Origin of the sequence: Nocardia concava NBRC 100430 (assembly GCF_000308815.1) — a bacterium.
In the GTDB taxonomy this organism is placed as follows: domain Bacteria; phylum Actinomycetota; class Actinomycetes; order Mycobacteriales; family Mycobacteriaceae; genus Nocardia; species Nocardia concava.
Genome location: NZ_BAFX01000133.1, coordinates 98,443 through 123,444, shown reverse-complemented (window position 1 = coordinate 123,444; position 25,002 = coordinate 98,443). Strand labels below are relative to the sequence as shown.

Annotated in this window: 23 protein-coding genes; 17 read left to right on the top strand and 6 right to left on the bottom strand. The window is 68.6% G+C overall.

Annotation, left to right across the window (positions count from 1 at the left end; translation table 11 throughout):
* The first annotated feature begins 11 nt into the window (after window positions 1-11).
* The 3 genes from ON43_RS31365 (at window position 12) to ON43_RS31355 (ending at window position 2,767) form a co-directional block, all read left to right on the top strand.
* On the top strand, window positions 12-467 hold the full coding sequence (locus tag ON43_RS31365) for a hypothetical protein (protein WP_157514253.1): 456 nt from the start codon (window positions 12-14) through the stop codon (window positions 465-467).
* A 214-nt stretch (window positions 468-681) separates the two neighbouring features.
* On the top strand, window positions 682-1,863 hold the full coding sequence (locus ON43_RS31360) for an alanine--tRNA ligase-related protein (RefSeq protein WP_040813263.1): 1,182 nt from the start codon (window positions 682-684) through the stop codon (window positions 1,861-1,863).
* Window positions 1,823-2,767, top strand: a complete 945-nt coding sequence (locus ON43_RS31355; protein WP_245568832.1) for an EamA family transporter — start codon at window positions 1,823-1,825, stop codon at window positions 2,765-2,767. The genes ON43_RS31360 and ON43_RS31355 overlap by 41 nt, the downstream gene beginning before the upstream one ends.
* On the opposite strand, the gene ON43_RS31350 is transcribed toward ON43_RS31355, so the two are convergent.
* Genes ON43_RS31350 through ON43_RS31340 form a run of 3 tightly spaced genes read right to left on the bottom strand, consistent with a single transcriptional unit; the run spans window position 2,764 to window position 6,051 of the window.
* Complete coding sequence (locus ON43_RS31350) at window positions 2,764-3,543, bottom strand: class I SAM-dependent methyltransferase (protein ID WP_040813262.1); 780 nt, start codon at window positions 3,541-3,543, stop codon at window positions 2,764-2,766. The two genes, ON43_RS31355 and ON43_RS31350, sit on opposite strands and share 4 nt — an antisense overlap.
* A 46-nt stretch (window positions 3,544-3,589) precedes the next feature.
* Complete coding sequence (locus tag ON43_RS31345; RefSeq protein WP_040813261.1) at window positions 3,590-4,819, bottom strand: amidohydrolase; 1,230 nt, start codon at window positions 4,817-4,819, stop codon at window positions 3,590-3,592.
* Window positions 4,816-6,051: an MFS transporter gene (locus tag ON43_RS31340; RefSeq protein ID WP_040813324.1), complete on the bottom strand. Its 1,236-nt coding sequence runs from the start codon at window positions 6,049-6,051 to the stop codon at window positions 4,816-4,818. The genes ON43_RS31345 and ON43_RS31340 overlap by 4 nt, the downstream gene beginning before the upstream one ends.
* Window positions 6,052-6,101: 50 nt before the next feature.
* Between ON43_RS31340 and ON43_RS31335 the strand changes: the two genes are divergently transcribed.
* The 7 genes from ON43_RS31335 to ON43_RS31305 all read left to right on the top strand — a co-directional run bounded on the left by ON43_RS31335 (window position 6,102) and on the right by ON43_RS31305 (window position 13,528).
* A complete protein-coding gene (locus tag ON43_RS31335) occupies window positions 6,102-7,184 on the top strand; it encodes an Lrp/AsnC family transcriptional regulator (RefSeq protein ID WP_051179493.1) in 1,083 nt (360 codons plus the stop codon).
* A gap of 11 nt (window positions 7,185-7,195) precedes the next feature.
* Window positions 7,196-8,419 carry a serine hydrolase domain-containing protein gene (locus ON43_RS31330; RefSeq protein WP_063712663.1) on the top strand — a complete coding sequence of 408 codons (1,224 nt, stop codon included), beginning with the start codon at window positions 7,196-7,198 and terminating at the stop codon, window positions 8,417-8,419.
* A gap of 234 nt (window positions 8,420-8,653) precedes the next feature.
* Complete coding sequence (locus ON43_RS31325; RefSeq protein ID WP_245568831.1) at window positions 8,654-10,300, top strand: thiamine pyrophosphate-binding protein; 1,647 nt, start codon at window positions 8,654-8,656, stop codon at window positions 10,298-10,300.
* Window positions 10,297-10,959, top strand: a complete 663-nt coding sequence (locus ON43_RS31320; protein ID WP_086008064.1) for an SRPBCC family protein — start codon at window positions 10,297-10,299, stop codon at window positions 10,957-10,959. The genes ON43_RS31325 and ON43_RS31320 overlap by 4 nt, the downstream gene beginning before the upstream one ends.
* A gap of 2 nt (window positions 10,960-10,961) precedes the next feature.
* Complete coding sequence (locus ON43_RS31315) at window positions 10,962-11,972, top strand: 3-oxoacyl-ACP synthase III family protein (protein WP_040813260.1); 1,011 nt, start codon at window positions 10,962-10,964, stop codon at window positions 11,970-11,972.
* A 6-nt stretch (window positions 11,973-11,978) separates the two neighbouring features.
* Window positions 11,979-13,016, top strand: coding sequence for a pyridoxal phosphate-dependent aminotransferase (locus ON43_RS31310; protein ID WP_373283509.1), 1,038 nt, complete (start codon window positions 11,979-11,981; stop codon window positions 13,014-13,016).
* A complete protein-coding gene (locus ON43_RS31305; protein ID WP_083913860.1) occupies window positions 13,016-13,528 on the top strand; it encodes a MarR family winged helix-turn-helix transcriptional regulator in 513 nt (170 codons plus the stop codon). The genes ON43_RS31310 and ON43_RS31305 overlap by 1 nt, the downstream gene beginning before the upstream one ends.
* 101 nt (window positions 13,529-13,629) lie before the next feature.
* On the opposite strand, the gene ON43_RS31300 is transcribed toward ON43_RS31305, so the two are convergent.
* The 3 genes from ON43_RS31300 to ON43_RS31290 all read right to left on the bottom strand — a co-directional run bounded on the left by ON43_RS31300 (window position 13,630) and on the right by ON43_RS31290 (window position 16,859).
* On the bottom strand, window positions 13,630-14,994 hold the full coding sequence (locus tag ON43_RS31300) for a serine hydrolase domain-containing protein (protein WP_051179491.1): 1,365 nt from the start codon (window positions 14,992-14,994) through the stop codon (window positions 13,630-13,632).
* 9 nt (window positions 14,995-15,003) lie between these two features.
* The gene (locus ON43_RS31295) at window positions 15,004-16,047 is read right to left on the bottom strand and encodes a poly(ethylene terephthalate) hydrolase family protein (RefSeq protein ID WP_157514252.1); all 1,044 of its coding nucleotides are present in this window, start codon (window positions 16,045-16,047) and stop codon (window positions 15,004-15,006) included.
* A gap of 101 nt (window positions 16,048-16,148) precedes the next feature.
* A complete protein-coding gene (locus ON43_RS31290; protein ID WP_040813259.1) occupies window positions 16,149-16,859 on the bottom strand; it encodes a Mut7-C RNAse domain-containing protein in 711 nt (236 codons plus the stop codon).
* A gap of 360 nt (window positions 16,860-17,219) precedes the next feature.
* On the opposite strand from ON43_RS31290, the gene ON43_RS44430 reads away from it, so the two are divergent.
* The 7 genes from ON43_RS44430 to ON43_RS31255 all read left to right on the top strand — a co-directional run bounded on the left by ON43_RS44430 (window position 17,220) and on the right by ON43_RS31255 (window position 24,993).
* Window positions 17,220-17,621: a hypothetical protein gene (locus ON43_RS44430; RefSeq protein WP_157514251.1), complete on the top strand. Its 402-nt coding sequence runs from the start codon at window positions 17,220-17,222 to the stop codon at window positions 17,619-17,621.
* 127 nt (window positions 17,622-17,748) lie between these two features.
* On the top strand, window positions 17,749-19,311 hold the full coding sequence (locus ON43_RS31280) for a condensation domain-containing protein (protein WP_040813257.1): 1,563 nt from the start codon (window positions 17,749-17,751) through the stop codon (window positions 19,309-19,311).
* 158 nt (window positions 19,312-19,469) lie between these two features.
* Entirely contained in the window at window positions 19,470-20,741 is a 1,272-nt protein-coding gene (locus tag ON43_RS31275) for a glycosyltransferase (RefSeq protein ID WP_051179489.1), read from the top strand.
* Window positions 20,738-21,712: a daunorubicin resistance protein DrrA family ABC transporter ATP-binding protein gene (locus ON43_RS31270; protein ID WP_040813256.1), complete on the top strand. Its 975-nt coding sequence runs from the start codon at window positions 20,738-20,740 to the stop codon at window positions 21,710-21,712. The genes ON43_RS31275 and ON43_RS31270 overlap by 4 nt, the downstream gene beginning before the upstream one ends.
* Window positions 21,709-22,542 carry an ABC transporter permease gene (locus ON43_RS31265; protein ID WP_040813255.1) on the top strand — a complete coding sequence of 278 codons (834 nt, stop codon included), beginning with the start codon at window positions 21,709-21,711 and terminating at the stop codon, window positions 22,540-22,542. The genes ON43_RS31270 and ON43_RS31265 overlap by 4 nt, the downstream gene beginning before the upstream one ends.
* 12 nt (window positions 22,543-22,554) lie before the next feature.
* Entirely contained in the window at window positions 22,555-23,907 is a 1,353-nt protein-coding gene (locus ON43_RS31260) for a hypothetical protein (protein ID WP_040813254.1), read from the top strand.
* A 72-nt stretch (window positions 23,908-23,979) separates the two neighbouring features.
* Entirely contained in the window at window positions 23,980-24,993 is a 1,014-nt protein-coding gene (locus tag ON43_RS31255) for an AurF N-oxygenase family protein (RefSeq protein ID WP_040813253.1), read from the top strand.
* The last annotated feature ends 9 nt before the right edge of the window (window positions 24,994-25,002 follow it).

The following is a 25,002-nucleotide window of genomic DNA, read 5'->3' as shown; positions in this document are numbered from 1 at the left end:
AGGAGGAAGTCATGCGCAACGAGGCTATAGATCGTTTGGACGTCCTGGTCGGGTCGTGGCGGGCGACAATGCGGAACGCGTGGTTCCTGGAACCCGCCGACCGTGAGGAGCCCGGGTCGGCGGTGGGGGAGTGGCTCGGGGACGCGTTCGTGGTCTTCCGCTGGACCATGACCGGCGAGGTCGCCCCGGCCACCAGCGAAATGGTGCTGGTGCTCGGCTACAGCGACCCCCGCAAGTCCTACACCGCCCTCTACCACGACGAACGAGGCGTAGCCCGGGTCTTCGACATGTCCTTCGACGGCCTCCACTGGGTCATGACCCGCGAGGACTCGGACATGTTCCAGCGCTTCGTCGCCGACGTCGGCCCGCTCCAGATCGCGGCCCGCGCCGAGGCCTCCGACGATCAGGGCGCGACCTGGCGCAAGGACTTCGACCTCATCTTCGACCGGATCGCACCCGCCGAATAATCGCTCGTGCTCCCCTCGGCCTCGTTGCTACCGTGAGGCGCATGGAGGTCTGTTCACCAATCGCACCCGCGAGCCCGCGAGCTTACAGCTCGTCGGTCGCGGCCCTCTGACCTCTTTTCCCAGCCGGCGACCGGAAGCGGTCCGCCGGTGCGTGTCGGTCTCCACTGCCACTCGTGGTCGCTTCCAGTCGATTTCACTCGATGGAGCAACCGCCATGTTCACCACCGACCGCATCATCCAGACCTTCCTCGAATTCTTCCGCGACCGCGGCCACGAACTCATACCGAGCGAATCGCTCGTCCCGCCACCGGGCGATCCGGTGCTGTTCACCACCTCCGGCATGCACCCGCTGACCCGATACCTGATGGGCCGCCCGCACCCGCGGGGTCGCCGCCTGGTCGGTCTCCAACGTTGTTTGCGCACCACCGATCTCGACGAGGTCGGCGATGACACCCATTTGACGGTGTTCGAAATGCTCGGCTCCTGGTCGCTGGGCGACTATCAGGGCCCGCAAAGCCTGCGCTGGGGCTACGAACTCCTCCGCGACGGCTTCGGCCTCGACCCGTCGCGAATGCACGTCACCGTCTTCGGCGGAGACCACAAGGTCGACCCCGACCACGACTCCTGGCAGACCTGGACCGATCTCGGCGTCCCGATCGAGCCCACCACCGACGACAACTGGTGGTCCAACGGGCCCACCGGTCTGTGCGGCCCCGACTCCGAGATCTTCGTCTGGACCGGTCCCGAAATCCCCCGGGGCACACCGACAACCGACGACCGGTGGGTCGAGGTCTGGAATCACGTCATGATGCGCTACCACCGTCACCCCGACGGCACTCTCGAACCATTGCCCCAACCCAATATCGATACCGGTATGGGGCTGGAACGCCTGGTGAGCATTCTTCAGGGTGCCCAATCGATTTATGAGACAGATCTTTTCGAGCCTTGGCGTTCGACGCTGCCCCGCTTGTGGCCGGGCCTGGACGGCTCCTCTCGTAATCTGGTCATCGACCACCTCCGTTCTGTCGTCGTACTTCTCGGCGATCGAATCACCCCGTCCCCCAACGGCCGCGGCTATGTCCTGCGCCGCTTGATCCGCCGGGTGCTGACCACGCTGTGGCGCAACGATCCCGCCGGCACCCTTTCCGATCTGCCGATGGACCTCATCGAGCACACCCTCGATCATTTCGGGCAGCTCGGATCGCCACACGACATACGTACCGCCCTGCTCGACGAGGAACGCAAGTTCGGTCAGCTACTCGAACGCGGACGACAATTGTTGTCCCGCAGCCGTTTCAGTGGCACTTTGACCGACGACGACTACCACTACCTCCACGACACCCATGGACTCCCACGTGATCTCATCCATTACCTCACCACCGAAACCCGGCACTGAGATGGGGTTGGGGCTGGGCTACGCGGTCGTGTCGACGGCGTCGTTCTCCCTGTCGGGCCCGTTGGCGCACGGGTTGATGGCGGCCGGGTGGAGTTCGGCGGCGGCGACCGTGGTGCGGGTGCTGACGGCCGGGCTGGTGCTGCTGCCGATCGCGCTGGTTCAACTGCGCGGTCGGTGGAATCTCCTGCGCCGCAACGCACGTCTGCTCACCCACTACGGCTTGTTCGCGGTCGCCGGAGTTCAGCTGACCTACTTCAACGCCGTATCCCACATGGAAGTCGCGGTGGCGCTGCTCATCCAGAACACCGCGCCGATCGCCGTGACCGGCTGGCTGTGGTCGAGGCATCGGCAACGGCCACCCGGGATGACGGTGGTGGGCGCTGCTCTCGGTCTCGCCGGGCTACCGCTCGTGGTCGGCCTGCATTCCGAGGCGGGCATCGGCTGGGTCGGCATCGGATGGGCGCTCGCCTCGATGCTCGGCGGGGTCGCGTTCGTCCTGCTGTCGTCCCGTACCGACACCGCGCTGCCGGGCACCGTGCTCGCCACCTCGGGCCTCCTCATAGGCGGCCTGATCCTGCTGGCCGCGGGGATCGTGGGCATCGTCCCACTGCGCGCCACCGCGAACAGCATTGCCTTCCAAGACTTCACCGTCCCCTGGTGGCCGCCGGCGCTGGTGCTGGGCACGGTGACCGCCGCCCTCGCCTATGTCTCCGGCATCGCCGCCACCCGCCTGCTCGGTCCTCGCCTGGCCGCGTTCGCCGCGCTCCTGGAAGTCCTGACGGGACTGGTGTTCGCGTGGTATCTGCTCGGCGAAACGCCCCGCCCCATACAGCTTCTCGGCGGTCTGCTCATCCTGATCGGCGTCGTGATCGTCAGAAGGGGCGAAACCCTCCGGGTGGCCTAGATCGCGGTGGCGCGAATGACCGTAGTGCGAAGCGGCATTTCGAATGTGCCGCTGGAGGTTTCGGGACGGGAGCGGAGGAATTCGGTGAGCCGACCCAGAATGGCCTCGCGCTCGGCTTCCGGGATCACCAGGGCGTGGGAGTGGGTGGCGATCGTGGCCGTGAGGGATTCGGCCGTGCGGAGCTGTGAGTGGGGGAAGACGGATTGGGCGAAGGAGGTGAAGAGGGGATGGGTGGGTAGGTCCGGTTCCGGGTTCGCGGGCGGGAAGGAGGCCGAGGAGTGGCGTAGGCGGTCGAAGGCGGCCACCCATTCGACGGAATCGTCGTGGTCGTTCCAGAAGGCGGCGAGGACGCCGCCGGGGCGCAGGACCCGGGCGAATTCGGGGAAGGACCGGGGGAGGTCGAACCAGTGGAAGGCCTGGCCCACGATGATCGCGTCCATCGAATTGTCCGGGAGCGGAATGGATTCGGCCGCTCCGGCCAGCACGGGCACCCGAGGGTGGCGGTCACGTAAGACCGTGCGCATGCCTTCGTCGGGTTCGACGGCGGTGACCCGCGCGCCCGCCGCCAGCGCTACCCCGGTGAGTTTGCCGGTGCCCGCACCGAGGTCGAGTACGCGGACATCGGTGGAGCCCAGCGGTTCCAGCGCCCACCGCATCCCGGCCAGGGGGTAGTCCGGGCGGTGGGCGTCGTAGGCGTCGGCTGCCGCGCCGAAGGATCTCGCCCGGCGGGCTCGGAGGGCGAGATCTTCGACTTCCCACTTGCCGGATCCGCTCATTCAGCCATGGTAGGTCGTGCGCGGATCACGGACGTGGGGTCCGAACTCAGGGGCGGGTGAGTTCGGCGCGGGCGGCGGTGAGCATGGTGGTGATGGCGGTGGGGAGGGCCTGGGCGGGGTCGGGGGCGAAGTGGGGGGAGTGGTTGGAGGGGAAGTGTTCGGGGAGGGCGCCTTCGGTGAGCATGTGGATCTGGTCTGCCTCGGTGAAGCGGGCGGGGTCGATGCCGCCGATGTGCCAGAAGACCGAGGGGGCCTTGGCGGCGGTGCCGAAGGCGCCGAAATCCTCGCTGCCGGTGATGGGGTGGTCCATGGGCAGGACGGGGAGGTTGGCCGCGGTGAGGGAGGCGAGGACGCGTTCGGTGTCGCCGGGGGTGTTCTCGGTGACCGGGAAGTGGTCGTAGAACTCGACTTTCGGCTCCTGGGGCGCACCGGCGGCCGCCGCCTCGGCCTCGGCCATGCGCTGGATGCCCTCCACCATGCGGTTGCGCGAGCTGTCGGTGAAGGTGCGCAGGCTGAGCAGCACCTCGGAGGTGTCGGCGATGATGTTGGGCCGGGTGCCCGCGTGCAGCGCTCCGGCGGTGAGCACCGGACTGAAGGCGGTCGCGGTCTGGCGCGCGGCCAGCGATTGCAGGCGCACCACCAGCGAGGCCGCCATGAGCAGCGGGTCGATGGCGGTGTGCGGCTGGGAGGCGTGCCCGCCCTTGCCGAGGAAGGTGACGCGCACCGAATCGGAGGCGGCCATCAGGGTGCCGGGCTTGCTCAGGATGATTCCGGCGGGCAGCGGGCTCACATGCTGGCCGAGGACGATGCGCGGATGCGGAAAGCGTTCCAGCAGGCCGTCATTGAGCATCCCCTGCGCACCCGAACCGGTCTCCTCGGCGGGCTGGAACAGCGCGACCACGGTGCCGGGCAACGGATTCGCCGCCAGTTCGGCGCAGACGCCGAGCAGCGCCGTGACATGCACATCGTGGCCGCAGGCGTGCATGACACCGGGCACGGTGGAGGCGTAGTCGAGGCCGGTCTCCTCCCGCACCGGCAGCCCGTCCATATCGGCGCGCAGCCAGATCACCGGTCCGGGACCGCTGTGCAGCACGCCGACAACGCCGGTGCCGCCGACATTCTCGGTCACCTCCCAGCCCGGCAGCGCCCGCAGCTCCTCGGCCACCAGGGCCGCGGTCGCGTGCTCTTCGCCCGACAGCTCCGGGTGCGCGTGCAACTGGCGGTAGACCTGCTGCCAGTGCTCGGAAAGCGCTGCGGCGGTGGACTGCTCGGTCATGTGAGACTCTCCTTCGGGACGGTCGCCGAGCCGCGGCGGGACAGCAGCGCCCGGAACGCCTCGGCGGTTTGCGGTACCACGGTCGCCGCCACCAGGGCCAGCAGCGGACCGGCGGCCATTGTTTCGAAAGCCGTTGTGTACGAGAGATGATCGGTGACCACACCGAACGCCAGCGGGCTCAGCACACCGGCCAGCTGACCGCCGAAAATGATCACCCCGGTGGCCGCACCGATGTACGCGCTGGGCAGCGCGCGCAGCGGCACCGCGAACGCGGGCATGTACGCCATTCCGGCGACCAGACTCATCACCGTGCCCACCAGCACGAACCCCGCGAACGATGCCATGCGCGGCAGTACGAAGAGCATGGCGGCGGTGAACGCCATGGCCGGCACCACGATCACCCGCGGCCGTCCGCCGATCCGATCCGACAGCCGCGCCCCGAGCACCACCCCGGCCGCCGCGGCCAGCGTGGTCGGCACCGCGGCGAAGGCGATGCCGCTCTGGGAGATATGGTGCTGCTCCTTCAGGAAGGTCGGCGTCCACGCGGTGACACCCCACACCAGCACGTCGTAGCCGAAGAAGATGACGGCGAACCCCAGCAGCGTGGGCGAGAACAGCACCGCGCGCCGTTCGGCCTTGGTGCCTACGTTCGCGATCGGAATATCGTCCTGCACCAGCGGTTCCGGCATCCACCGCCGCCACGCCAGGATGACCGCCACCCCGAGCACCGAGATCACCGCGAACATCACCCGCCAGCCGACCGTGGGCAGCAAGACCCCCGCGATCACCGCCGCCAGCAGCAGTCCCGCCGCATTGGAGGAGTTCGTCCACCCCGCGGCGGTCGTACGCTCCTCGGGCCGACTGCGTTCGGCGAGCGCCTTGATGGCGGCGGCCGGAAACACGCCCTGTACCAATCCGAACAGGAACCGGATGGCCAGCAGCACCGCGAAAGACCAAGCGATGGCGGTCAATCCGGTGAAGACCGACCACGCCGTCAACCCCGCGATCCCGACCTTCAAGGCCCCGTAGCGGTCCGCCAGCAACCCTCCGGGAATCTGGATCAGCGCGTAGGAGACGAAGAACATCGACACCAGCAGACCCTGTTGCGTGTGATCGAGACCGAGGTCGTCACCGATGGCCGGCAGCGCGAAATTGATCACGGTCCGATCGATGTAGTCGACAACCCAGGCCGCGAACAGCAGCGCGATGGTTATCCGGGTGGTGCGTGGCATCCAAGCCCCTTCGCGGCGGGAGGAGTGGCTGAACTGCCACACTGGGCCCCATGTCCGAGGATACGGCCGAATCGCCGGATACCGCCATCGCGGCGAGCAGTGTGCCGGAATCCGCCGCCCTGACCGCCTTCGATGAGCGCGACCTGGATTTGGTTAATGCGCTGCAAATCAATCCGCGGGCGTCCTGGACGCGGATCGGGGCCTCGCTCGGCGTGGACGCCACCACCGCCGCCCGGCGCTGGCAGCAGCTCACCGCCTCCGGGCTGGCGTGGATCACGGCCTACGCACCGGAGTTGGCTACCGTCGCCTACCTGCGGCTGCGGTGCCGCGCCGAGAAGCTGACCGAGCTCTGCGACCGGCTCGCCGCCATGCCGTGCGTCTTCAGCGTCGAACGCGTCACCGGCAGCTTTCCCGTGCAACTCTCGGTGGCCGTCGAAAACCTCGCCGCCCTGGACGATCTCACCGCGCGGGAGCTGGCCGCCCTGCCCGGTGTCGAGGAGATCCGCACCGCGGTCAACCAGCACGTGTACGTCGAGGGCAGCCATTGGCGGCCGCAGGCCCTCGATCCGAGCCAGCGCACGCTGCTGACCGATCCGCGCGGCCCCGCGCCGACCCATTCGCGCATCCGGCCCGGCGACGCGGCCCTCATCCTGGCGCTGTCCGCCGACGGCCGCCGCAGCATCGCGGACCTGGCCCGCGACACCGGCCTCACCGAAACCACGGTGCGCCGCCGCATCTCCGAGATGACGCGCTCGGGCCGGTTGGTGTTCCGCTGCGATTTCGCCGAACAGGCCGCGGGCTGGACCGTCACCGCCAACTACTGGGCGCAACTCCCCGCGTCAGCCCTCGACCGGCTCGGCGCGGCCCTGGCGTCCTGGCCGGAGATCCGGCTCTGCGTCTCCACCGCCGATGACAGCAATGTCATGCTCATCGCCTGGCTGCGCGGCCCGCGCGAGGGCGTGCTGCTGGAAACCCGCCTGCAGCGCGAGTTTCCGGAGTTGCGGATCACCGAGCGCCAATTGACCCTGCGCACGCTCAAGCGCATGGGCCGGAGCCTCAGCCCGCGTGGCCGCGCGGTGGGGCATATCCCATTCGACGTCTGGGGCCGCGACCCGGAAATCCGGCTTCGTTAGGCTCGCTCTCGATGACCGAGATCATGACGCACGGGTATGTCGCCGAGGGGTACGGCCGGGTCGCCGACGCCTTCCGGCGGAACTTCGCACACCACGGTGAGATCGGCGCGGCGGTCGCGGTCTTCGACGGGGACACGCCCGTGGTCGATCTCTGGGGCGGGCTGCGCGATCGGGAGCGGCGGCTGCCGTGGGAGCGCGACACCATCGCGCCGGTCTTCTCCTCCACCAAAGGCGTTGCGGCACTGATCCTCGCCATGCTGGTGACCCGCGGACAGCTCGACTACGACGAGCCGGTGGCGCGCTACTGGCCCGAGTTCGCGGCGCGCGGCAAGGGCGAGGTGACCGTCCGCCAGCTCATCGATCATCAAGTGGGCTTGCATATATTGCGCGGGACCCGGATGACCCTGGCCGATCTGCACGATCTGGACCGGGTCGCCGGGGTGCTGGCGGCGCAGCGGCCCGCGTGGACGCCGGGTACCCGGCAGGGCTATCACCCCGTGAGTATCGGACTGTTCATCAATGAGCTGGTGCGCCGCGCCGACCCGGCCGGGCGCAGCATTCGGCACTTCCTCGCCGAGGAGATCGCCGGACCGCTCGGCGTCGATTTCACCCTGGGACTGGACGCGGACCTCGGCGGCGACCGCATCGCGCGGTTGGTCCGCACCAATGGGCTCGAGCTGCGCTACGAACGGAATCTGCCCTGGAATCAAGCGATTCCGGCGCTGCTGCGGCGCGGCCAGCTCTTCCGCGCGCTGGCCGTGCCGGATCTGGGCATGCCCGAGGATTTCGTGCGGCCGGAGGTCATGTCGGTGGAACTGCCCGGCAGCAATGGCGTCGGCTCGGCGCGCGGGCTGGCGCGCATCTACGCGGCGGGTCTCACCGGGGAACTGCCGATCTCCGGCTCGGTGCGCGCCCGGCTGGCCGACGCCGGTCCGGTGCCCGCGCCCGATGCGGTCGTGAAGACCACCACGCGATTCCATCTCGGGTTCCGAAAGTCTTGTCCCACTTTCCCGTTCGGCTCGGCCGATCATCGCGCGTACGGCACGCCCGGCCTGGGCGGCTCGCTCGGATTCGCCGATCCGCATACCGGTCTGTCCTTCGCCTACGTCCCCAATCGTCTCGGCCTCACCCTCAATGGCGACAATCGCTGCCTGCGGCTGTCCCGCGCGGTTTTCGGACATTCGACACGCCGATCGGGCGTGCGCGGTGAACCGCGCCGGGCCGCCGCTCGTTGATACCTGTGTACCGGCCCTGAGCCGGTAGCGGTTCACCCCGCGGTCCGGTTCCCCTGCAGCCGGACCGGGACCCCGCCGGGGCCGCCCCCCGGCGGGGTCTTCGCTTGGCTAATTGCCCTGGCTAACAGCGCATTTCGGTCCCTACTGTGACCTGTGACACGTTGATCGAACTCGCTCCCCATGGATACCTTGTGTGCGATGTATCGCGGACAAGGCAGTACGAAATGGGGGATCGTGTCCGAGACCGAACCCGAAACGCAGACCGTGGCCGACCTGATCGTCGACCGCATCGCGGCCCACACCGACCACGTCTTCGGCGTCGGCGGCGCCAATATCGAGGACCTCTACGACGCCCTCCACCGCCACCCGGCCGTCACCGGCATCCTCGCCAAACACGAATTCGGCGCCGCCACCATGGCGGACGGCTACTCCCGCGCCACCCACCGCCTCGGCGTCGTGGCCGCCACCTCCGGCGGCGGAGCCATGAATCTCCTTGCCGCCCTGACCGAATCCTTCGACTCCCGAGTCCCGATCCTCGCCTTGGTCGGCCAGCCACCCACCACCCTCGAAGGCCGAGGCGCCTTCCAAGACACCAGCGGCCTCCCCGGCCGCCTCGACGCCGAGACGATCTTCGGCGCGGTCTCCCGCTACTGCGTGAAAGTCACTGATCCACAAGATATTTCCGCCGCATTGGACCGGGCAATCGCCGCAGCCCTCGAAGGCGGCCCCTCAGTCCTATTACTACCCAAGAGCATTCAAGCCGCCGCAGTGCCGGCAACACCCACCGGCCCGTCGAATGGCACCTCGGCGACGGGATTTGCCTCAATCTCCCTTCCTGATGTGCCACTCGACGGGTCTCGGGTGGTCGTGATCGCCGGACCGGAGGTCGGGCTCGCGGATGCCCGGGACGAACTGGCGGCGGTGGTGCGTGCGCTGGGTGCGTCGGTGCTGGTCACGCCGGATGCCAAGGACGCCTTCCCGAATCGGGATCCGTTGTTCGCCGGCGTCACCGGTGTGATGGGGCATCCGCGGGCGCCGGAGCTCGTCGCCGACGCGGACCTGTGCTTGCTGGTGGGAGCGGCGCTTCCGGTGACCGCGCGAGCGGGATTGGATGCGGCGCTGGAGGTCTGCCCGCACGTGGTGTATCTGGGGGCGGAGGAGCCGTTCGTCCCTGCGCACACCGTCGTGCGAGGGCCATTGGCCGCCAGTCTGAGTGAACTTGCCGGGCAGATGGACCCCGTACCGGCACACCCGGTAGCGAGTCGGCGATTGCCGGATTCCGTTGTGCCGGAGGCTTCCGGGCCTGGCGTGCGGTATCGGGCGGCGGTGGCCGCGCTCGAGGATGCGCTGGAGCCGGGGGCTGATGTGGTTGTCGATGCCGGGAATACCGGGGCGGCCGTGGTGCATCATTTGCGGGTTCCCGCGGGCGGGCGGTTTCTCATCGCGCTGGGGATGGGCGGGATGGGGTATGCGTTCGGGGCGGGGGTCGGGTGTGCGTTGGGGCGGGGGCGGCGGGCCGTGGTGATCGCCGGGGACGGTGCGTATTTCATGCACGGGCACGAGGTGCATACGGCGGTCGAGTATCAGGTGCCGGTCACGTTCGTGGTGTTCAACAACAACGCGCACGGCATGTGCGTGACGCGGGAGCAGGTCTATTACTCCGGCGCGTACAGCTTCAACCGGTTCCGGGCGGCGGAGATCGGGGCCGGGGTGGCCGCGATGTTCCCGGATCTGCCCGCGTGGACCGCGCGCACCCTGACCGAATTCGAGAACGCCTTGGAGAAGGCGCGGGCAATACCGGGGCCCGCGTTCATCGAACTGCAGTGTGACCCGGACGAGATCCCACCGTTCGCACCGTTTCTGAAGGAGCCCCTCGCATGACCGAGACCGTCAAAGCCGAGCCCATCGAGGTACCGGATGTGAATGTGCCGGGTGTGTATCGCATCGAGTCCATGGCCCTCAAGGAGGGCATGCCGCTGGTGCTGGACATGACCCGCTCCGTCTACCCGCACGACGAGATCTACGGCCAGTACTGCACCGTCACCGAATTCATCGACGCCCCGCCGGACGAGGTGTTCGACTACCTCGCCGACACCCGCAGCCTGTGCGAATGGACCTACAGCATGCGGGGTTTCGAGCGCACCGAGGCCGATCCCGAGATCTGGGTGTCGGACGACCGGATCGGTTCGCACACCCGCATCTACACCCGCACGGTGTCCAATGCCCAGGCCCGCACCGTCGACTACCACTGCGCCTGGGATCAGGCCGACCACCTGTGGATGATCTACCTGATGCGGGTCGTCGACGCGCAACTGGTGCTCGACAAGCCGGGATGCGTTGTCACCTGGACCAATTGCCACCACCCGTTCTACGAGAACAACGGCTACCCCGAGACCGAGCCCGAGGGCCGCCCGGTCTGGGTCGGCGACTTCTGGCACCTCTTCGCCGCCGGACACCTGCTGGAACTGCGCAATCTCAAGGCCATCTGCGAACACCGCCACGCCAACGGACAGCCGATCAAGCCGGAATGGATGAACTGAGCATGAGTACCGTCAGCCTGATCGACGTCGCCGGGTACCTGCCCGAGAACATCGTCCCCGCAGACTATTTCGTGCAGTACGCGGATCCCGACGAGGTCACCTCGAACCTCATGTTCAAGGCGCCCAAGTTCCGCCGCCACATCGCCCCGGGCGAGACGCCCGCCGATATGGCCGAACGCGCGGTCGCCCCGATCCTCGAACGCCAGGGCCGGGATGTGTTGCGCAGCATCGACATTCTCATCGTCCACACCCAGCTGCCCGAGGTCGCCATCGTCGGCAATGGCGGCGAAGTGGCCGCCCGCCTGGGCATCTCGCCGGAATGGCTGATCGATCTGCACAATGGCGGCTGCGCGTCGTTCGTGCACGGCATGAAGCTGGCCCGCCAGATCCTGCTCTCCTCCGAGGCGCGTTCCGCGTTGGTGGTCACCGTGCAGAACGCGGCGGGCCAGATCTTCACCCAGGAACAGGTCCGCGGCAAGGCGCAGGCCGCCATTCCGGGTGACGGCGCGGGCGCGGGATTGATTGTGAAGTCCGGTGATTCGCCGATCCTCGATATCGAGACCCGGCACCTGCCGGAGTTCGCCGGGCAGATGACGGCCATCGCCGAGCCGCCTCGCCGCTACTGGGAGGCCGGGAGCGGCCAGATGCATGTCGGCTTCACCGAATCCAAGATCGCCAAGGTGCTGCAGCGCGGCAACCGGCTGGTGCCGGAGGTGGCCGACGCGGTGTGCAAGCGCATCGGGGTCAAGTCGCAGGAGCTGGATCTGCTGGTCACCAATCAGCCCAACCGCGCCTTCCTGCGCAACTGGCGCGACGCCCTGCAACTGCCGCAGGACAAGCACCCCGACACCTTCGATGACTGCGGAAACCTCTTCGGCGCGGGCATTCCCGTCACCTTCGATCGCGCCGTCGACGAGGGCCGGGTGCCGACGGGCTCGCTGGTGATGTTCGCGGGCTTCGCGCACGCGGGCGATTTCGCCGCGGCCGCCGCGGTCCGGTGGGGCGGGCGCTGAAAGGGGGTGACCGCCTTGACCCCGCTGATATCGGCCGGACATCGGCTGCAGCTCAACGAGATTCCCTACGGCCCGCCCGCCTCGGTGCGGGCGGCGCTGAGCCGCGCGCTCGCCTCGGCCAATCGCTACCCCGAATTCCTGCCCCAGCGGCTGCCGCGCCTGATCGCCGAACGGCTCGGCTGCGCGCCGGACGCCATCGCGGTGGGCGCGGGCGCGACCGGCGTGATCATGCACATCGTCCAGGAATTCGGTTCCGGCGGAGCGGAAGTCGTGATGGCCACGCCCACCTTCGACGGCTTCCCGATCCTCACCAGCATGGCCGGCGGGCGGCCGGTCGCGGTGCCGCTCACCGGCGCCGGCCGCCAGGACTTGGCGGCGCTGGCCGCCGCGGTGACCGAGCGGACCCGGCTGGTGGTGGTGTGCAGTCCGCACAATCCCACCGGAACCCTGGTGCCGCCGGTCGAATTCGAGGCCTTCCTGCGGGAGATCCCCGCCGCGATCACCGTCGTCCTGGACGAGGCGTACGTGGATTTCGTCGCCGAGTCCGAGCGGGCCGATGTCTTCGCACTGCTCGATCGTCATCCGAATCTGCTTGTGTTGCGCACCTTTTCGAAGGCATACGGCCTGGCCGCACTGCGGGTCGGCTACGCCATCGGCGATCCGGAGCTGATCGAGCGAATCTCGCGCTGGCAGTTGCCCTTCGGCATGACCGCCCTGGCCGAGGTCGCGGTGCGCGCCTGCTACGAGGCGGAGGCCGAGATCGAGGCGCGCATCGCGGTGCTCGGCGAGCACCGCACCCGCCTCACCACCGGACTGCGCGAGCTCGGCCTGTGCGTCCCCGACAGCTACGCCAACTTCTCCTACCTCACCCTGCCCGGCCCGGACGCCGACCGCGTGGCAACCGCGCTGGCGGGCGCGGACATCCACGTCAAGACCTATCCCACCGGTATCCGCATCACGGTCGGCGATCGCGTGGCCACCGATGCGGTGCTGGCGACTGTCCGTGACACAGTGCTCCCCGGCGTCCGCAGTACAGTGCAGTAATGCACGAACATCCGCCTTCCGCACCCGAAGGGCACCGGGCCGGAGCGGACGAGGAGATCGACTACGCGCTGCTCTCGCTCAATGCCCAGCTGTGCTTCGCGCTGTACTCCACGTCACGATCCATGACCGCTGCCTACCGGCCGTTCCTGGACGATATGAACCTCACCTACCCGCAGTACCTGGTGCTGCTGGCGCTGTGGGAACGCCCGGGCATCACCATGAAGGACCTGGGCGAACAGGTCCACCTCGACTACGGCACCCTCTCGCCCCTGGTCCAGCGGCTACAGTCGCGCGGCCTGGTCGAGAGCGTCCGCAGCGCCACCGACGGCCGGGCGGTCGTATTGCACGCCACCGACTCCAGCCGTGAATTGCAGCACGGCGCACAGCAGATGATCCAAACCGTGCTGGACCTCGTCGGCGTCCCGGTCGAGGACATCGAAACTCTCCGCGACCAGGTCAAGGCGCTGGGTGCGCGCCTCGACGCGGCCGCGGCCGCCGCCCGCGCCCGCTGACGGACCAGCCTCGTCATTCCGGCGTGTATTTGGCCGGCATCCATTGACCAAGGTGTGGATCCCGGCCAAAAGCACGCCGGGATGACAAGGGTTCTACCTGCTCAGCGCTGTCCTTGTCCCAGGGCGAGCAGGGCCGCCGCGAGCTGGCCGCCCGAATCCAGCATCGCGGCGAAGATGTCCTGCGGGACGAGTTTGCCGTTGCACCAGAGGATGTTGCAGTTGCCCGAGGCGTAGGGGCCGACGCCGAGCAGGATCTGGGTGACGGTGACCGGGTCGGTCCAGAAGGCGAGATCGTCGAGATTGCCGATGACCGGGCCGAGGCTGTTGTCGTAGCGGTAGGGGTCGTCGTAGGGCTCGGCGGGGAGGTCGGTGACCGCGGCGGTGACGCGGCGCAGGAACTCCTTGTTGTCCGGATTTGTCTCGGCGGCCAGCGAGGTCTGGAGATTGGCCGGGTCGATGCGGCCGGGGACGCCGAGGCGCACGATCACCATGTCGCGGCTGGGAATGATGGCGACGAACTGGCCGAGCGCGCCGACGAAGGAGTAGAGGTCGCGGGGCGCGCCGGGGAACATCGGGTGGTCGAAGGTCTTGGCGACGGGCACGGTCGCCGACTTGTACGAGTCACCGGAGTTGAGCCAGAACATGAATCCGTAGCCTGGGTTGCCGGTGGTGCCGTGCTGGGCCTCGCGGATGTAGCCGGGATCGATGAGTTGCCGCTCACCCCAGCGGCCTTCGTTCAGCATCAACTGACCGAGGCGCGCGACGTCATCGGCGCGCATGGCCAACCCACCGTTGACCGCGGTGTTCCCGCTGCGGTCGCGCAGCCACACCCAGTGGTCGCGGTTGATTCCCAACGGGGACATGAGTTCCCGCTGCACGAACTCCTGGAAGTCCAGCCCGGTGGTGATTTCCACGATCCGCGGCAGCAGCACCAGCGCCGCCTGCGCATACTGGAACGTCGTCCCCGGCTCGAAAGCGAAAGGCGTTTCCAGGGTTTGGAGCACCTCGTCGGTGGCGATGCCCGCGACATCGGCCGCCCAGGTGAAGCGCAGACCCGTGGTCTGGGTGAGGACCTGCCGCACCGTGAGCGCGGCATGCGCGGCATCGGCCTGCGGGAAGAACTTGCCCAGCGGATCGTCGAGGCCGAAGTAGCCCATGGTGATCGCGCGCCCGATCGCCACCGAGGTGACGCCCTTGCTGGAGCTGGCCAGAGGGTAGGGGAGGTTCCCGGTACCGGTGCGATCCCCGACCAGGCAGCCGTGTCGGTACACCTGGATGGCGAATCCGCCACCGCGCGTACCGAAGTCGATGGCGTCGGCCAGCGCGGCGGGATCCATTCCGGCCGATGCGGGGTCGGCGCAGGCGTTCGCGGCGGGCTCCGCCACGGCGACGGGTGCCAGGACTGACCCGGCGGCCAGCGTCGCGCCGATCAGGGCCGTGCCGAACCAATGACGATGCGATCTCATCGAAGCCCCTTACCGCACCGCGTTGGCGAGCGCGTTGCGTTCCACGCTGAAGTACGTCTTGTCCTGGCGCAGTGCCCAATTCGGGCCGACGAAGAACTGCTTGGCGGTCTCGTCCTCGAAGCCCAGATACCGCAGCCAGGCCACCGCGGTCCCGGACGAGCGGTAGTCCTCGGTGTCGTCGACCGGCGAGAAGTGGCTCACCCCACGGGCATTGGCGATCCAGGCGGGGGCATTCCAGGTCAGGTTGTACTGCCACCAGCGCACCCATGCGAAGTCGGGCACCACGAAATCGTTCATGCCGGTGAGATACAGCGTCGGCACCCCGAGCAGCGGGCCGAGCGCCAGCGGACCGGGCTCGATCGCGAGTGCGCCCGCCACATGGAGATCCGGGTCGATGAGCCCGGCCACCCCCGGCAGTACCGACACGATCTGCTGAGTGGACTGACCACCCGCCGAATGGCCCGCGAAGATGGTGCGCGACAGATCCACCTTGCCGAAGAGCGGCGAGCCCGCGTCCCGGTTCTGCCAGATCGCCAGGGCCAGACCGGCCGCGGGCACATAGGCCAGCGAGTTGAACCAGTCGTAGGGGATCGTCACCACGAAGCCATTGCTCGCCCACTGCCGCGCGAGCCGGTCGTACATGCCCGGATTGGAGTCGATGCCGCCGGTCAGGACGATGAGCGGCGCGCTGGTCAGGTCGGCGATATCGGCGGGGAAGTAGGTGTTCACGCCGATGGGGGAGTCCAGGCCGTTGGGGAAGGCCGCGGTGCAGGTCAGGTCCTCGGTATTGCCGAAGATGTGGACGGCCATGTTCTGGACGAAACCGACGATCGAGGCCTGGCAGGGCCCGACCTGGGCATTGGTCGCGACCGGATGCGAACCCATGCCGCCGTACAAGGTTTGGGCGGTGACGTCCGGTGCGCCCGAAGCGCCGGGCGGGGCGATCGCCGTGTCGTCGGCGAACGCCGTTGGCGCCATCCATGATCCCCCGGCCATCATGGCCACCGTCAGCGCCGCCATGAGCACGCGTCGGCCCGCCCGAACCCTCACCATCGAGGTCCCTCCATTCCCTGGCCGCCCGGCCGGTTGTGAGACCGAGTGGTGTCACAGGAGCGTAAGGGAGAGTGGCGCCGCACACAATATGCACGCGTGAATCAGGCGAATTTGGCCAATGCCTCCGCCACGATGGCGTCCAGCCGCGCGTGGTGCGCGCCCTTCCAATAGGTCTGGCCGCAGTCGAGGCACTCGGCGAAGGAGTCGTAGCTCTGGCCGGTATTGTCCGGCAGCCGGTCGCGCACGGCCTCGCGCGCGGCGGCGCGCAGCTGTCCGTTGCAGGAGGTGCAGCGGGTCCACGGCGCGAGCCGAGGCGCGAAGCGGGACAGCACGTCATCCAGCTGCTCGGCGGGCTGGTGGCTGTAAACGTAAGCGCCGGAATAGATCTCGCGACGACGCAGCAGACCGCGATCGCGCGAGAGCAGCACCCGGCGCTCGGCGGCCGATCGCGCGGCCAGCGCGGCATCGCCGATATCCGGATTCTCGTATGCCGCATCGATTCCCAGCAGTCGCAGCCGCCGGGTGAGGGTGCCCAGGTGGATGTCGAGCAGGAAACGCAGCGGCTCCGAACTCGGCTGCGGGCGGGCCACCGCCGATACAGTGACGGAGTCGCCGACGGACGGAATATGCCCGGCCGCAACGGATTTCCCGTTCACCAGCAGTGCGCCCACCTCGGTGAGCGGCACTCCGAGCGACTCCACCACATGGCCCAGCGTCGAGGTGCCGTCGATGCGAACCGGTGTGCCGGCCCGCTGACCGACGAACACGCGCAGCTCCGGCGCGAACTCGACGGCGATTTCCCCTGCGTTCACCAGCCCAGGATCCCAGATGTGGGGGACCGGCGAGCAACTCAATTTCGATCTCGGCTCGCCGGGTGTGCGACGGGAAAAGTGAAGTGGAGGCCAATTTCTCCTGTGCAGTGTCCTGAAGCACAGTGGAAGCGTTTGGGAACATTTCGTTAACCAATTGTTTGCGCATCTATGGGTTGCGCGGTTGGAATGTTGGTGTTTTTCTTGGTGCGCAGGTCGATTCAGACCCCCACCGATGGACGAAGAGACAATTACCCGTCGGGTGCCATTTCTTCGGCAGTGTCGCCGCCGCACATTCGATCTGCGACCACCAAGTCGCCGTCCTCGGCGCTTGTCCTGATGAAGGTGAAAGGAATACAGGCCATGAACGCACCCCGATTGGCCCGTGCGGCCGTCATTCTCGCGGGCCTCGCAGTGCCCCTTCTCGCGCCTGCCCTGGCTACCGCCGCACCGGCGGACGGCGATCCGTCCGCCGGTGCGGGTGCCCCGCCCGTCTCGCAGCCGTCGGTATTGCCGCAGCTGGGAACCGGTAGCGCCGCGGTCGGCACCGGCAGCTCCACCGCCGCCGGGCTGGCCGGCGCGCTCGGCACCGGAAGCGCCGCGGCGGGCAGTCTCGCCTCGCTGTTCCCCGGCCCGGGTTCGGTACTGGGACTGCTCGGCACCGGCAGCGGCGCCGCCAGCGGTTCGGCGCAGGCCGGTGGTACGGCCGCACAGGCATTGGGCACCGGCAGCGCCGCCGCGGGCGCTGGATCCTCCGGTAAGTAGGGGCATTAGCTTTCCATTCGCCAGACGGCTTATAAACCGTTTTCGGAGCGAGGGTTTCGCTCCCCGTGATTTATTTACGGATTTCTAACGGTGGCCGTCGCGGCGGAATTAGATGAGGGAGACGGTCATGGATTACACCCATCTGTCCGAATTCGCCGTGCGCCCAGGCGCACTCACCCTGTGGCGGGCCGAACTGGCCGCCGGATCCGACTGGGCCACCGACGAGCGACCCTTCACCAGCGTGCACGTGCGACATTGCCGGAACGCCGATGCCGCCGACCCGCGGCCGGGCCGGGGCCGCTGGATCGGCACCATCTTCGAAATGGACGCGCCCCTCGACGCCGCGCACTGGCGCGAGACGGTGCGGCTGTGGCACGCGCGACACGAGGGCCTGCGCACCACCCTCGCCTCGCATACCGTTCCCGAACCGCAGCGGCTGGTCTGCGCGGCCGCCGATGTCACCGTCGCCGACGAGCCGGTGCCCGGCGTCACCGGATCCGAGCAGATCAACGAATACCTCACCGGCACACTGGAATCGCGGCTCTCCCCGCTGCGCTGGCCGCACTGCCTGCTGGCCACCGTGGAGCACGCCGAGACCGGCGACTTCACCGTGCTGGTGGCCGCCGACCACTCGGTCATGGATGCCTACTCGCAGGCCATCGTCATTCTGGAGCTGCGCGCGCTGTACCGGGCGGTGGCCCAGGGCGAGCCGGTGCGCGAATCCCCGACCTTCGGCAGCTCGGCCGACTTCGCGGAATGGGAGCGCGGCGCCGCGGCTTCGCTCACCACCGAATGCGAACCCGTCCGCTACTGGCGGCGCTTCCTCGACGGCTCCGGCGGCATGCTGCCGCGCTTCGAACCGGCGATCACCCCGGCGAGCAACGAGACATCGGAGCGCGCCCAGGCCAGCGTCTCGCGAAAGCTCATGTCGCTCAGCGATCTCGAGCGCGTCGAGCAGGCCGTCACCAACCGGGGGCACCGCCTCTCGGTCGCCGTCTTCACCGCCCTCGCCATCGCCTACCGCCGCACCTTCGGCTACATCTCGCTGCGCGCCATCATGCCCATCGCCACCCGCCCCGACCTGCGCTGGCTGGAATCCATGGGCTGGTTCGTGAACGTCGTCCCCATCGACATCACCCTCGCCCCCGACCTCGACCCGGACAGTGCCCTCGAAACCACCCGAACCACGCTGCGCCGCAGCAAGGTCGCCAACGACGCCACCTGGACCCGCGTCCTCGAACTCCTCGACTGCACCGACCGCCCCCGATTCGGCATCTCCTTCCTGGACATCCGAGCTCTCCCCGATTACCAACTCGTCGAATCCCTGCGCGGCCACACCCTCCGAGCCGAGTCCTACTCCGGCGACGAAGTCTTCTTCTGGATAGTCCGAGCCGCCGACGGCCTCCGCCTCTCCACCCGCTTCCCCGCCTCCTTCCCCGCGGTGGAAATGGACCGCTTCCTCGCCGAATTCACCAAGGCCATGGCCGAATTCGCCCACGGCGCACGAACCGAACCGGCACCCGTACCGGCAACGCCGAGTACTTCCGAGTCCGGCGGCGATCGAGCAGGGTCCGCGGAGAGTGACAGCGGCCGTAGCGCCGCCGCGCTCGCACCGTTCGGCGTCCCGGGCGAGGCCGCGGGCCACCCGCCCGTGACCGCTGCGGCCGAACCCACCCCGGCTCGGGTGTGAGCCATGCGCGCGCTGTCGAAAGTCCCGGGCGCTCCACGCGATAACCGGCTGGCCGACCTGCTCGGCCGCGACCACTCGGGCGGCACTCACCGCTTGTCGGCCACGACCGCGTACTCGACGCCCCGGCGCTGCATCGCCTTCCGGAGCGGAGGCGTGCGATGAAGGTCCTGCTCGCCTTCGCGGGCAGCCGCGGTGACGCGCAGCCGAGCGTGCTGATCGGCCGGGAACTCGCGGCGCGCGGGCATGAGGTCACGGTGGCGGTCTCGCCGAATCTGGTCGAATTCGCTGAACGGCACGGGGTTTCGGCCGTACCGCTCGGCCTCGACAGCGGCGAGCTGCTGCGGGCCCAGCGTGACAACCGGCGGTTCCGTCACCCCAATCCGGCCCAGCGGGTCCGGGCGGTGCTGGATCTGCAGCGGCGCGGATTCGCGGAGGCGGCTCGCGATCTGCGCGCCCTCGCCGGGGACAGCGAAGTCCTCGTCACCGGGATGGCGTGCGAGGAGGTCGGCGTCGAAGTCGCCCGCCACCACGCCATCCCGCTGGCCGCCGTGCATTTCTTCCCCATCCGGCCCAGCCGCAGTGTCCCGGTGCTGCCGACGGACTGGGCGCGGCATCTGCCCGCGGAACTCAACCGGCTCGGCTGGCGCGCGCTGACCATGGCGCGCGCCCGGGCGCTGGCTCCCGAGATCGCGGCGTTCCGCCGAGCCGGGGCGACCTCCGTGACGCCGGGCCGGATCGCGGACCGAGGACTCCGGGCATACACCGCGATCCAGGCATACGACCCCGCATTGTTCCCCGGCCTCGCGGACGAGCTGCCGGGCCTGCCCTTCACCGGGTTCCCGGTACCCACCGACAGCCCGGACCTGGGCGATGAGCTGTCCGAATGGCTGCGCGCGGGACCGGCTCCGGTCTACGTCGGTTTCGGATCGATGCCGGTCACCGATCCGGTGGCGACGGAATCGATGGTGCGGGAGGCCGGTCGGCGAGTGGGGCGGCGAATACTGCTGGTGGGACCCATGTTTCGTCATCGGATCGGCGACGGTCTGGCGGTGGTCGATCAGGTGGACCACGGCGCCGTGCTGCCGTCGTGCGTCGTGGCCGTGCATCACGGCGGGGCGGGTACCACCGCCGCGGCCTTGCGGGCCGGTGTGCCGTCGGTGATCTGCTCTGTGCAGGCCGATCAGCCCTACTGGGGTCGGCAGCTAGAGGCGCTCGGTCTGGGAGCGACCGCGTCGTTCGCCGGACTGACTGCGAATCGGCTGGAGCGTTTGCTGATTCGGGCGACCGAACCGGACGTGATCGCGTGGGCGGCCGCCTTCGGGGCGGGCTTCCGGGACGACGGGGTCCGGCGGGCCGCCGATGTCATTGAATCCATTACTCCGGACAGGGCCGTTCGCGAGATTCCGACGACGATCGGAGGTGTGCGATGAGTACGGAGATCGCAATCGAAACCCGGGGGCTGGGCAAGAGTTTCGGGTCCATGAGCGCGGTGGAGGCCGTGGATCTGAGCGTCGAGGCCGGGACGGTATTCGCGCTGCTCGGTCCGAACGGGGCGGGGAAGACAACGACGGTGCGCATGCTGGCGACACTGCTGAAGCCTTCACGCGGTGCGGCAACGGTTTTCGACTACGACGTGGTCGGGCAGGCGACGGCGGTGCGGTCGATGATCGGGCTCACCGGGCAGTACGCGGCCGTGGACGAGAACCTGACCGCGTGGGAGAACCTGCGGTTGTTCGGGCGGCTGCTCGGATTGAGCCGGCGCGGCGCGCAGGATCGGGCGGCGGAACTGCTGGAGGAGTTCGAGCTGACCGGTGCCGCGCAGCGGCGGGTGAGCTCGTTCTCCGGCGGCATGCGACGGCGGCTGGATCTGGCGGCGACGCTGATCACGGTGCCGCCCTTGATCTTTCTGGACGAGCCGACGACCGGGCTGGATCCGCATACCCGCGAACGCATGTGGGGTGTGGTGCGGGGCCTGGTCGGGCGCGGCGCGACGATCCTGCTCACCACGCAGTACCTCGAGGAGGCCGACGCGCTGGCCGACCGGATCGCCGTCATCGACCACGGGACCGTGGTGGCCGAGGGGACGGCGGGGGAGCTGAAGTCCTCGATCGGTGAGGAGATGCTGCGCATCGATCTGGTCGATCCCGCGCAGCGCGCGCTGGCCGATGCCGCGGTCGAAAGGCTCACCGGCACAACGCCATTGCATGGCGACAATCCGGCCACCCTGACCGTCCCGCTCGACGATATCGGCACCGCCGCCGATGTGATCACCGCCTGCCGCGACAGCGGAATCCGCCTGCGCGGCTTCGGCGTCGAACGCCCCGACCTCAATTCGGTGTTCCTGGCGCTGACCCGGCGCCCGGCCCGCACCCCGCTTCCGGCCGAAAGGGCGAGCGCATGACCGTCGTCTCCGATACCCAGGTGCTCGTGCACCCGACCGCCCGCGTCGTGCGGCAGCCGCGCCTCACCCACGTCGGCCTGCGCGCCTCGCTGGCGCAGTCGCTGTTCATGGCGCAACGCGGCATGCTGACCTTCCGGCACAGCCCGCAACTGCTCTACGACGCAGTCCTGCTGCCGATCGTCGGCCCGCTGCTGTTCGGGAATGTCTTCGGCAAGGCCATCGCGGGCAGCCTCGACGCCTACCTGCCCACCCTCATCCCGGGCGTGCTGGTGCAGATCGTGCTCACCTCCTCGGTCGCCATGGGAGTCCAACTCTCCGAGGACATCCGCTCCGGCGTCTTCGACCGCTTCGTCTCCATGCCCATCGCCCGCTACGCGCCGGTGGCCGGTGGACTGCTGGCGGGTGCGACCCGCTATGTGATCGCCGCGCTCATGGTGCTGCTGGTCGGCTTCGGCATGGGCTACCGGCCCGACCATCCCCTCGGCCTGATCGCGGGCGCGGCCCTGGTGGTCTTCGCCACCACCGCGATGAGCTGGCTGTTCGCCTTCATCGGCGTCACCGTGGCCAAACCGGCCGCGGTACAGGGCATGTCGATGCTGGTGCTGACCTTCGTCAGCTTCGCCTCCAATGCCCTGGTCCCGGTGGACGCCATGCCCGCCTGGCTGCGTCACGTCTCCGACTACAACCCCGTCTCGCATCTGGTGGCGGCCGTGCGCACCCTCGCCGACTCCGGGTCGGTGGGTTCCGACTTCGCCTGGTCGGTGGGTGCGGCGCTGGTCGTCGCGATCGTGTTCGCGCCCTTGACCGTTCGCACCCTGCGTGCCCGCTGATCCGGAGAAGCCATGACCGCGGTCCTGAACCGGCTCACCGCCGACGACGATCTGTTCCTGAAACTGCACGACCTGTACGGCAACGCCCTGGTCAACCAGCTGGCCTGGCGGTTCGACGATCCACTGGATCCCGCTGTGCTGCAACGCTTTCACGCGCATCTGGCGCGCGGGTTCCTGGCCCGGCGGGTGATGACGACCGCCGTGCCCTTCGCCCGCCCTTGGTGGGTCGCGGCCGAGCATTCGGAACCGCTCGCCTATCAGTACGAGACGGTGCCCGAGATCGGCGTCCTGGACTGGTTTTTCGCGCAGAGCCGGGTCGAATTCGATCCGATCGCCGGGCGGGTCTGGCGGCTCTCGGCCGCGCCGACCACCGCGGGCGGCACGCTACTGTCCCTGGTCACCTCGCACGTGAGCTCGGACGGCGGCGCGGTGCTCTACGCGGTCGGCGACGCACTGCGGCGGCTGGACTCCGGCCTGGCACCCGATACCGCGACCAGTTCGGGGCGGCTCGTGGGCTCGCTCCCCACGACCGGCCTGCTGTGCACCCACCTCGCCGACGGGCTCGGCCAGCTGCGGGCCGCCGCCTCGAGCCTGCGTGCCGCCTTCGAGTCCCGCGGTGTCACCGAGCCCGAACGCAATCCGCGCCCGGAGGAGCCCCGGCGACTGCTGCCGGACACCTATTCCGCCGCCGACATCGTCGTGGAAGTCGATGCGGCCGAATGGAATTCCGTCGCGGCGGCCCACGACGGCACCGCCAATGGCCTGCTGGTCGGCGTGGCGGTCGGCATTCTCGGCCGCAGCGGCCGCGTCGCCGACGGCGCCTCCGCCCGCGTCGACATCCCGCACTCCATGCGCGGCCACGACGACCCGCGCGGCAATGCCACCACCGGCCTGCCCATCGCGGTCCCCTACCGCAAGGGCGAACGCACCGACCTGCGCCACATCCGCACCGCCATCAAACAGGCCGCCCTCGCCTATGCCGATCCGGCCACCACTCCCGCCCTGCAACACCTGCAACCGATCCAGCAGATGCTGCCGAAGTTCGTGCTCGGCTATTTCTCCCGCACCGCCAAGGCCCCCGAATGCCTGTGCACCAACCTCGGCGAGACCGGGCAGGGCGTGGCGACCATCGCGGGCGTGCGCGCCCGCTCGGTGCTCATGCGCCCGGTGGTCTGCACGGGCGAGACCGAACTCTTCCGCCGCGTCGAGATCGGCCTGAATCTGTCCTGGTCCAGCGACGGCGAGACCGTCACCCTCGCCATCACCGGCGCGGATCCCGACCGTTTCCCGACCCGGGCCGCTCTGCGCGACTACGTCACCGACGAATTCGAATCCTGGGGTCTGCGGCCGCGATTCTGGTCCTGATCTTTTATTGACGACCTGCCAGCGTCGGTGTAACTATGGGTAACAGTTACTTAGGTCACTCTTCGAGAGGCTCTGACAATGACGTCAGCACCCGTCAAGGCCGACCCGACGGTCGAAATCGCGCGGCAGTACGCCGACAAGCTCCTGCTGCTGTCGCAGGGTTCGGTCGACAAGCACTTCGATCCTTTCACCGATATCGATTGGGACAACCCCGATTTCGCGGTCACCCCGGACGACAAGCGCTGGATCCTGCCCGTCTCCGGCGACATGTTCGCCCGCCATCCCTGGTATCAGGCGCAGTCCGAGGCCCGCAAGATCGCCATCGGGCTGTGGCGGCAGGCCAATATCGCCAAGGTGGGCCTGCAGTTCGAGACCCTGCTCATCGGCGGCATGGTGCAGCACACCTTCAAGCTGCGCAACGGCTCGCCGGAGTTCCGCTACTGCACCCACGAGGTCATCGAGGAGTGCAATCACACCCTCATGTTCCAGGAGATGGTGAACCGCATCGGGATCGACGTACCCGGCATGGGGCCGATCCTCAAGCAGCTCACCTATGTCGTCCCGGCGCTGGCCTCGCTGTTCCCGAATCTGTTCTTCATCGCCGTGCTCTCGGGCGAGGAGCCGATCGACCATGTGCAGAAGGCGATCCTGCGCGCCGGCGAGGAGGTGCACCCGATCATGCGCGGCGTCATGGCGATTCACATCGCCGAGGAGGCGCGGCACATCTCCTTCGCGCACGAGTTCCTGGAGCACCATGTGCCGCAGTCGGATCCGCTCAGCAAGTTCGTGCTGTCGCTGGCCTTCCCGATCGTCATGTGGATCGGCGGGCGCGCCATCGTGATCCCGCCGCGCGCCTTCTTCCGGGAGTTCGACATCCCGCGCTCCGTCCGCAAGGAGGTGTTCTTCGGGTCCGAGGAGTCCAAGGAGGCCTTCGCGGGCTTCTTCGGTGACGTCCGCGCGCTGGCCAAGCGGATCGGGCTCATGAATCCGGTGTCCAAGCGGGTCTGGAAGGTGCTCGGCATCGACGGCCCGACCACCCGCTACCGCTCGGAGCCGGATCGGCCGGGTCAGGTCCGCGCGGCCTGAGGACCTTGG

Coding starts and splice junctions, on each gene's coding strand:
- ON43_RS31275 (WP_051179489.1), top strand. CDS start 19,470: ATGAAGGTCCTGCTCGCCTTCGCGGGCAGCCGCGGTGACGCGCAGCCG.
- ON43_RS31280 (WP_040813257.1), top strand. CDS start 17,749: ATGGATTACACCCATCTGTCCGAATTCGCCGTGCGCCCAGGCGCACTC.
- ON43_RS31350 (WP_040813262.1), bottom strand. CDS start 3,543: ATGAGCGGATCCGGCAAGTGGGAAGTCGAAGATCTCGCCCTCCGAGCC.
- ON43_RS31265 (WP_040813255.1), top strand. CDS start 21,709: ATGACCGTCGTCTCCGATACCCAGGTGCTCGTGCACCCGACCGCCCGC.
- ON43_RS31260 (WP_040813254.1), top strand. CDS start 22,555: ATGACCGCGGTCCTGAACCGGCTCACCGCCGACGACGATCTGTTCCTG.
- ON43_RS31335 (WP_051179493.1), top strand. CDS start 6,102: ATGTCCGAGGATACGGCCGAATCGCCGGATACCGCCATCGCGGCGAGC.
- ON43_RS44430 (WP_157514251.1), top strand. CDS start 17,220: ATGAACGCACCCCGATTGGCCCGTGCGGCCGTCATTCTCGCGGGCCTC.
- ON43_RS31320 (WP_086008064.1), top strand. CDS start 10,297: ATGACCGAGACCGTCAAAGCCGAGCCCATCGAGGTACCGGATGTGAAT.
- ON43_RS31330 (WP_063712663.1), top strand. CDS start 7,196: ATGACCGAGATCATGACGCACGGGTATGTCGCCGAGGGGTACGGCCGG.
- ON43_RS31340 (WP_040813324.1), bottom strand. CDS start 6,051: ATGCCACGCACCACCCGGATAACCATCGCGCTGCTGTTCGCGGCCTGG.
- ON43_RS31300 (WP_051179491.1), bottom strand. CDS start 14,994: ATGAGATCGCATCGTCATTGGTTCGGCACGGCCCTGATCGGCGCGACG.
- ON43_RS31305 (WP_083913860.1), top strand. CDS start 13,016: ATGCACGAACATCCGCCTTCCGCACCCGAAGGGCACCGGGCCGGAGCG.
- ON43_RS31295 (WP_157514252.1), bottom strand. CDS start 16,047: ATGGTGAGGGTTCGGGCGGGCCGACGCGTGCTCATGGCGGCGCTGACG.
- ON43_RS31270 (WP_040813256.1), top strand. CDS start 20,738: ATGAGTACGGAGATCGCAATCGAAACCCGGGGGCTGGGCAAGAGTTTC.
- ON43_RS31315 (WP_040813260.1), top strand. CDS start 10,962: ATGAGTACCGTCAGCCTGATCGACGTCGCCGGGTACCTGCCCGAGAAC.
- ON43_RS31360 (WP_040813263.1), top strand. CDS start 682: ATGTTCACCACCGACCGCATCATCCAGACCTTCCTCGAATTCTTCCGC.
- ON43_RS31365 (WP_157514253.1), top strand. CDS start 12: ATGCGCAACGAGGCTATAGATCGTTTGGACGTCCTGGTCGGGTCGTGG.
- ON43_RS31345 (WP_040813261.1), bottom strand. CDS start 4,819: ATGACCGAGCAGTCCACCGCCGCAGCGCTTTCCGAGCACTGGCAGCAG.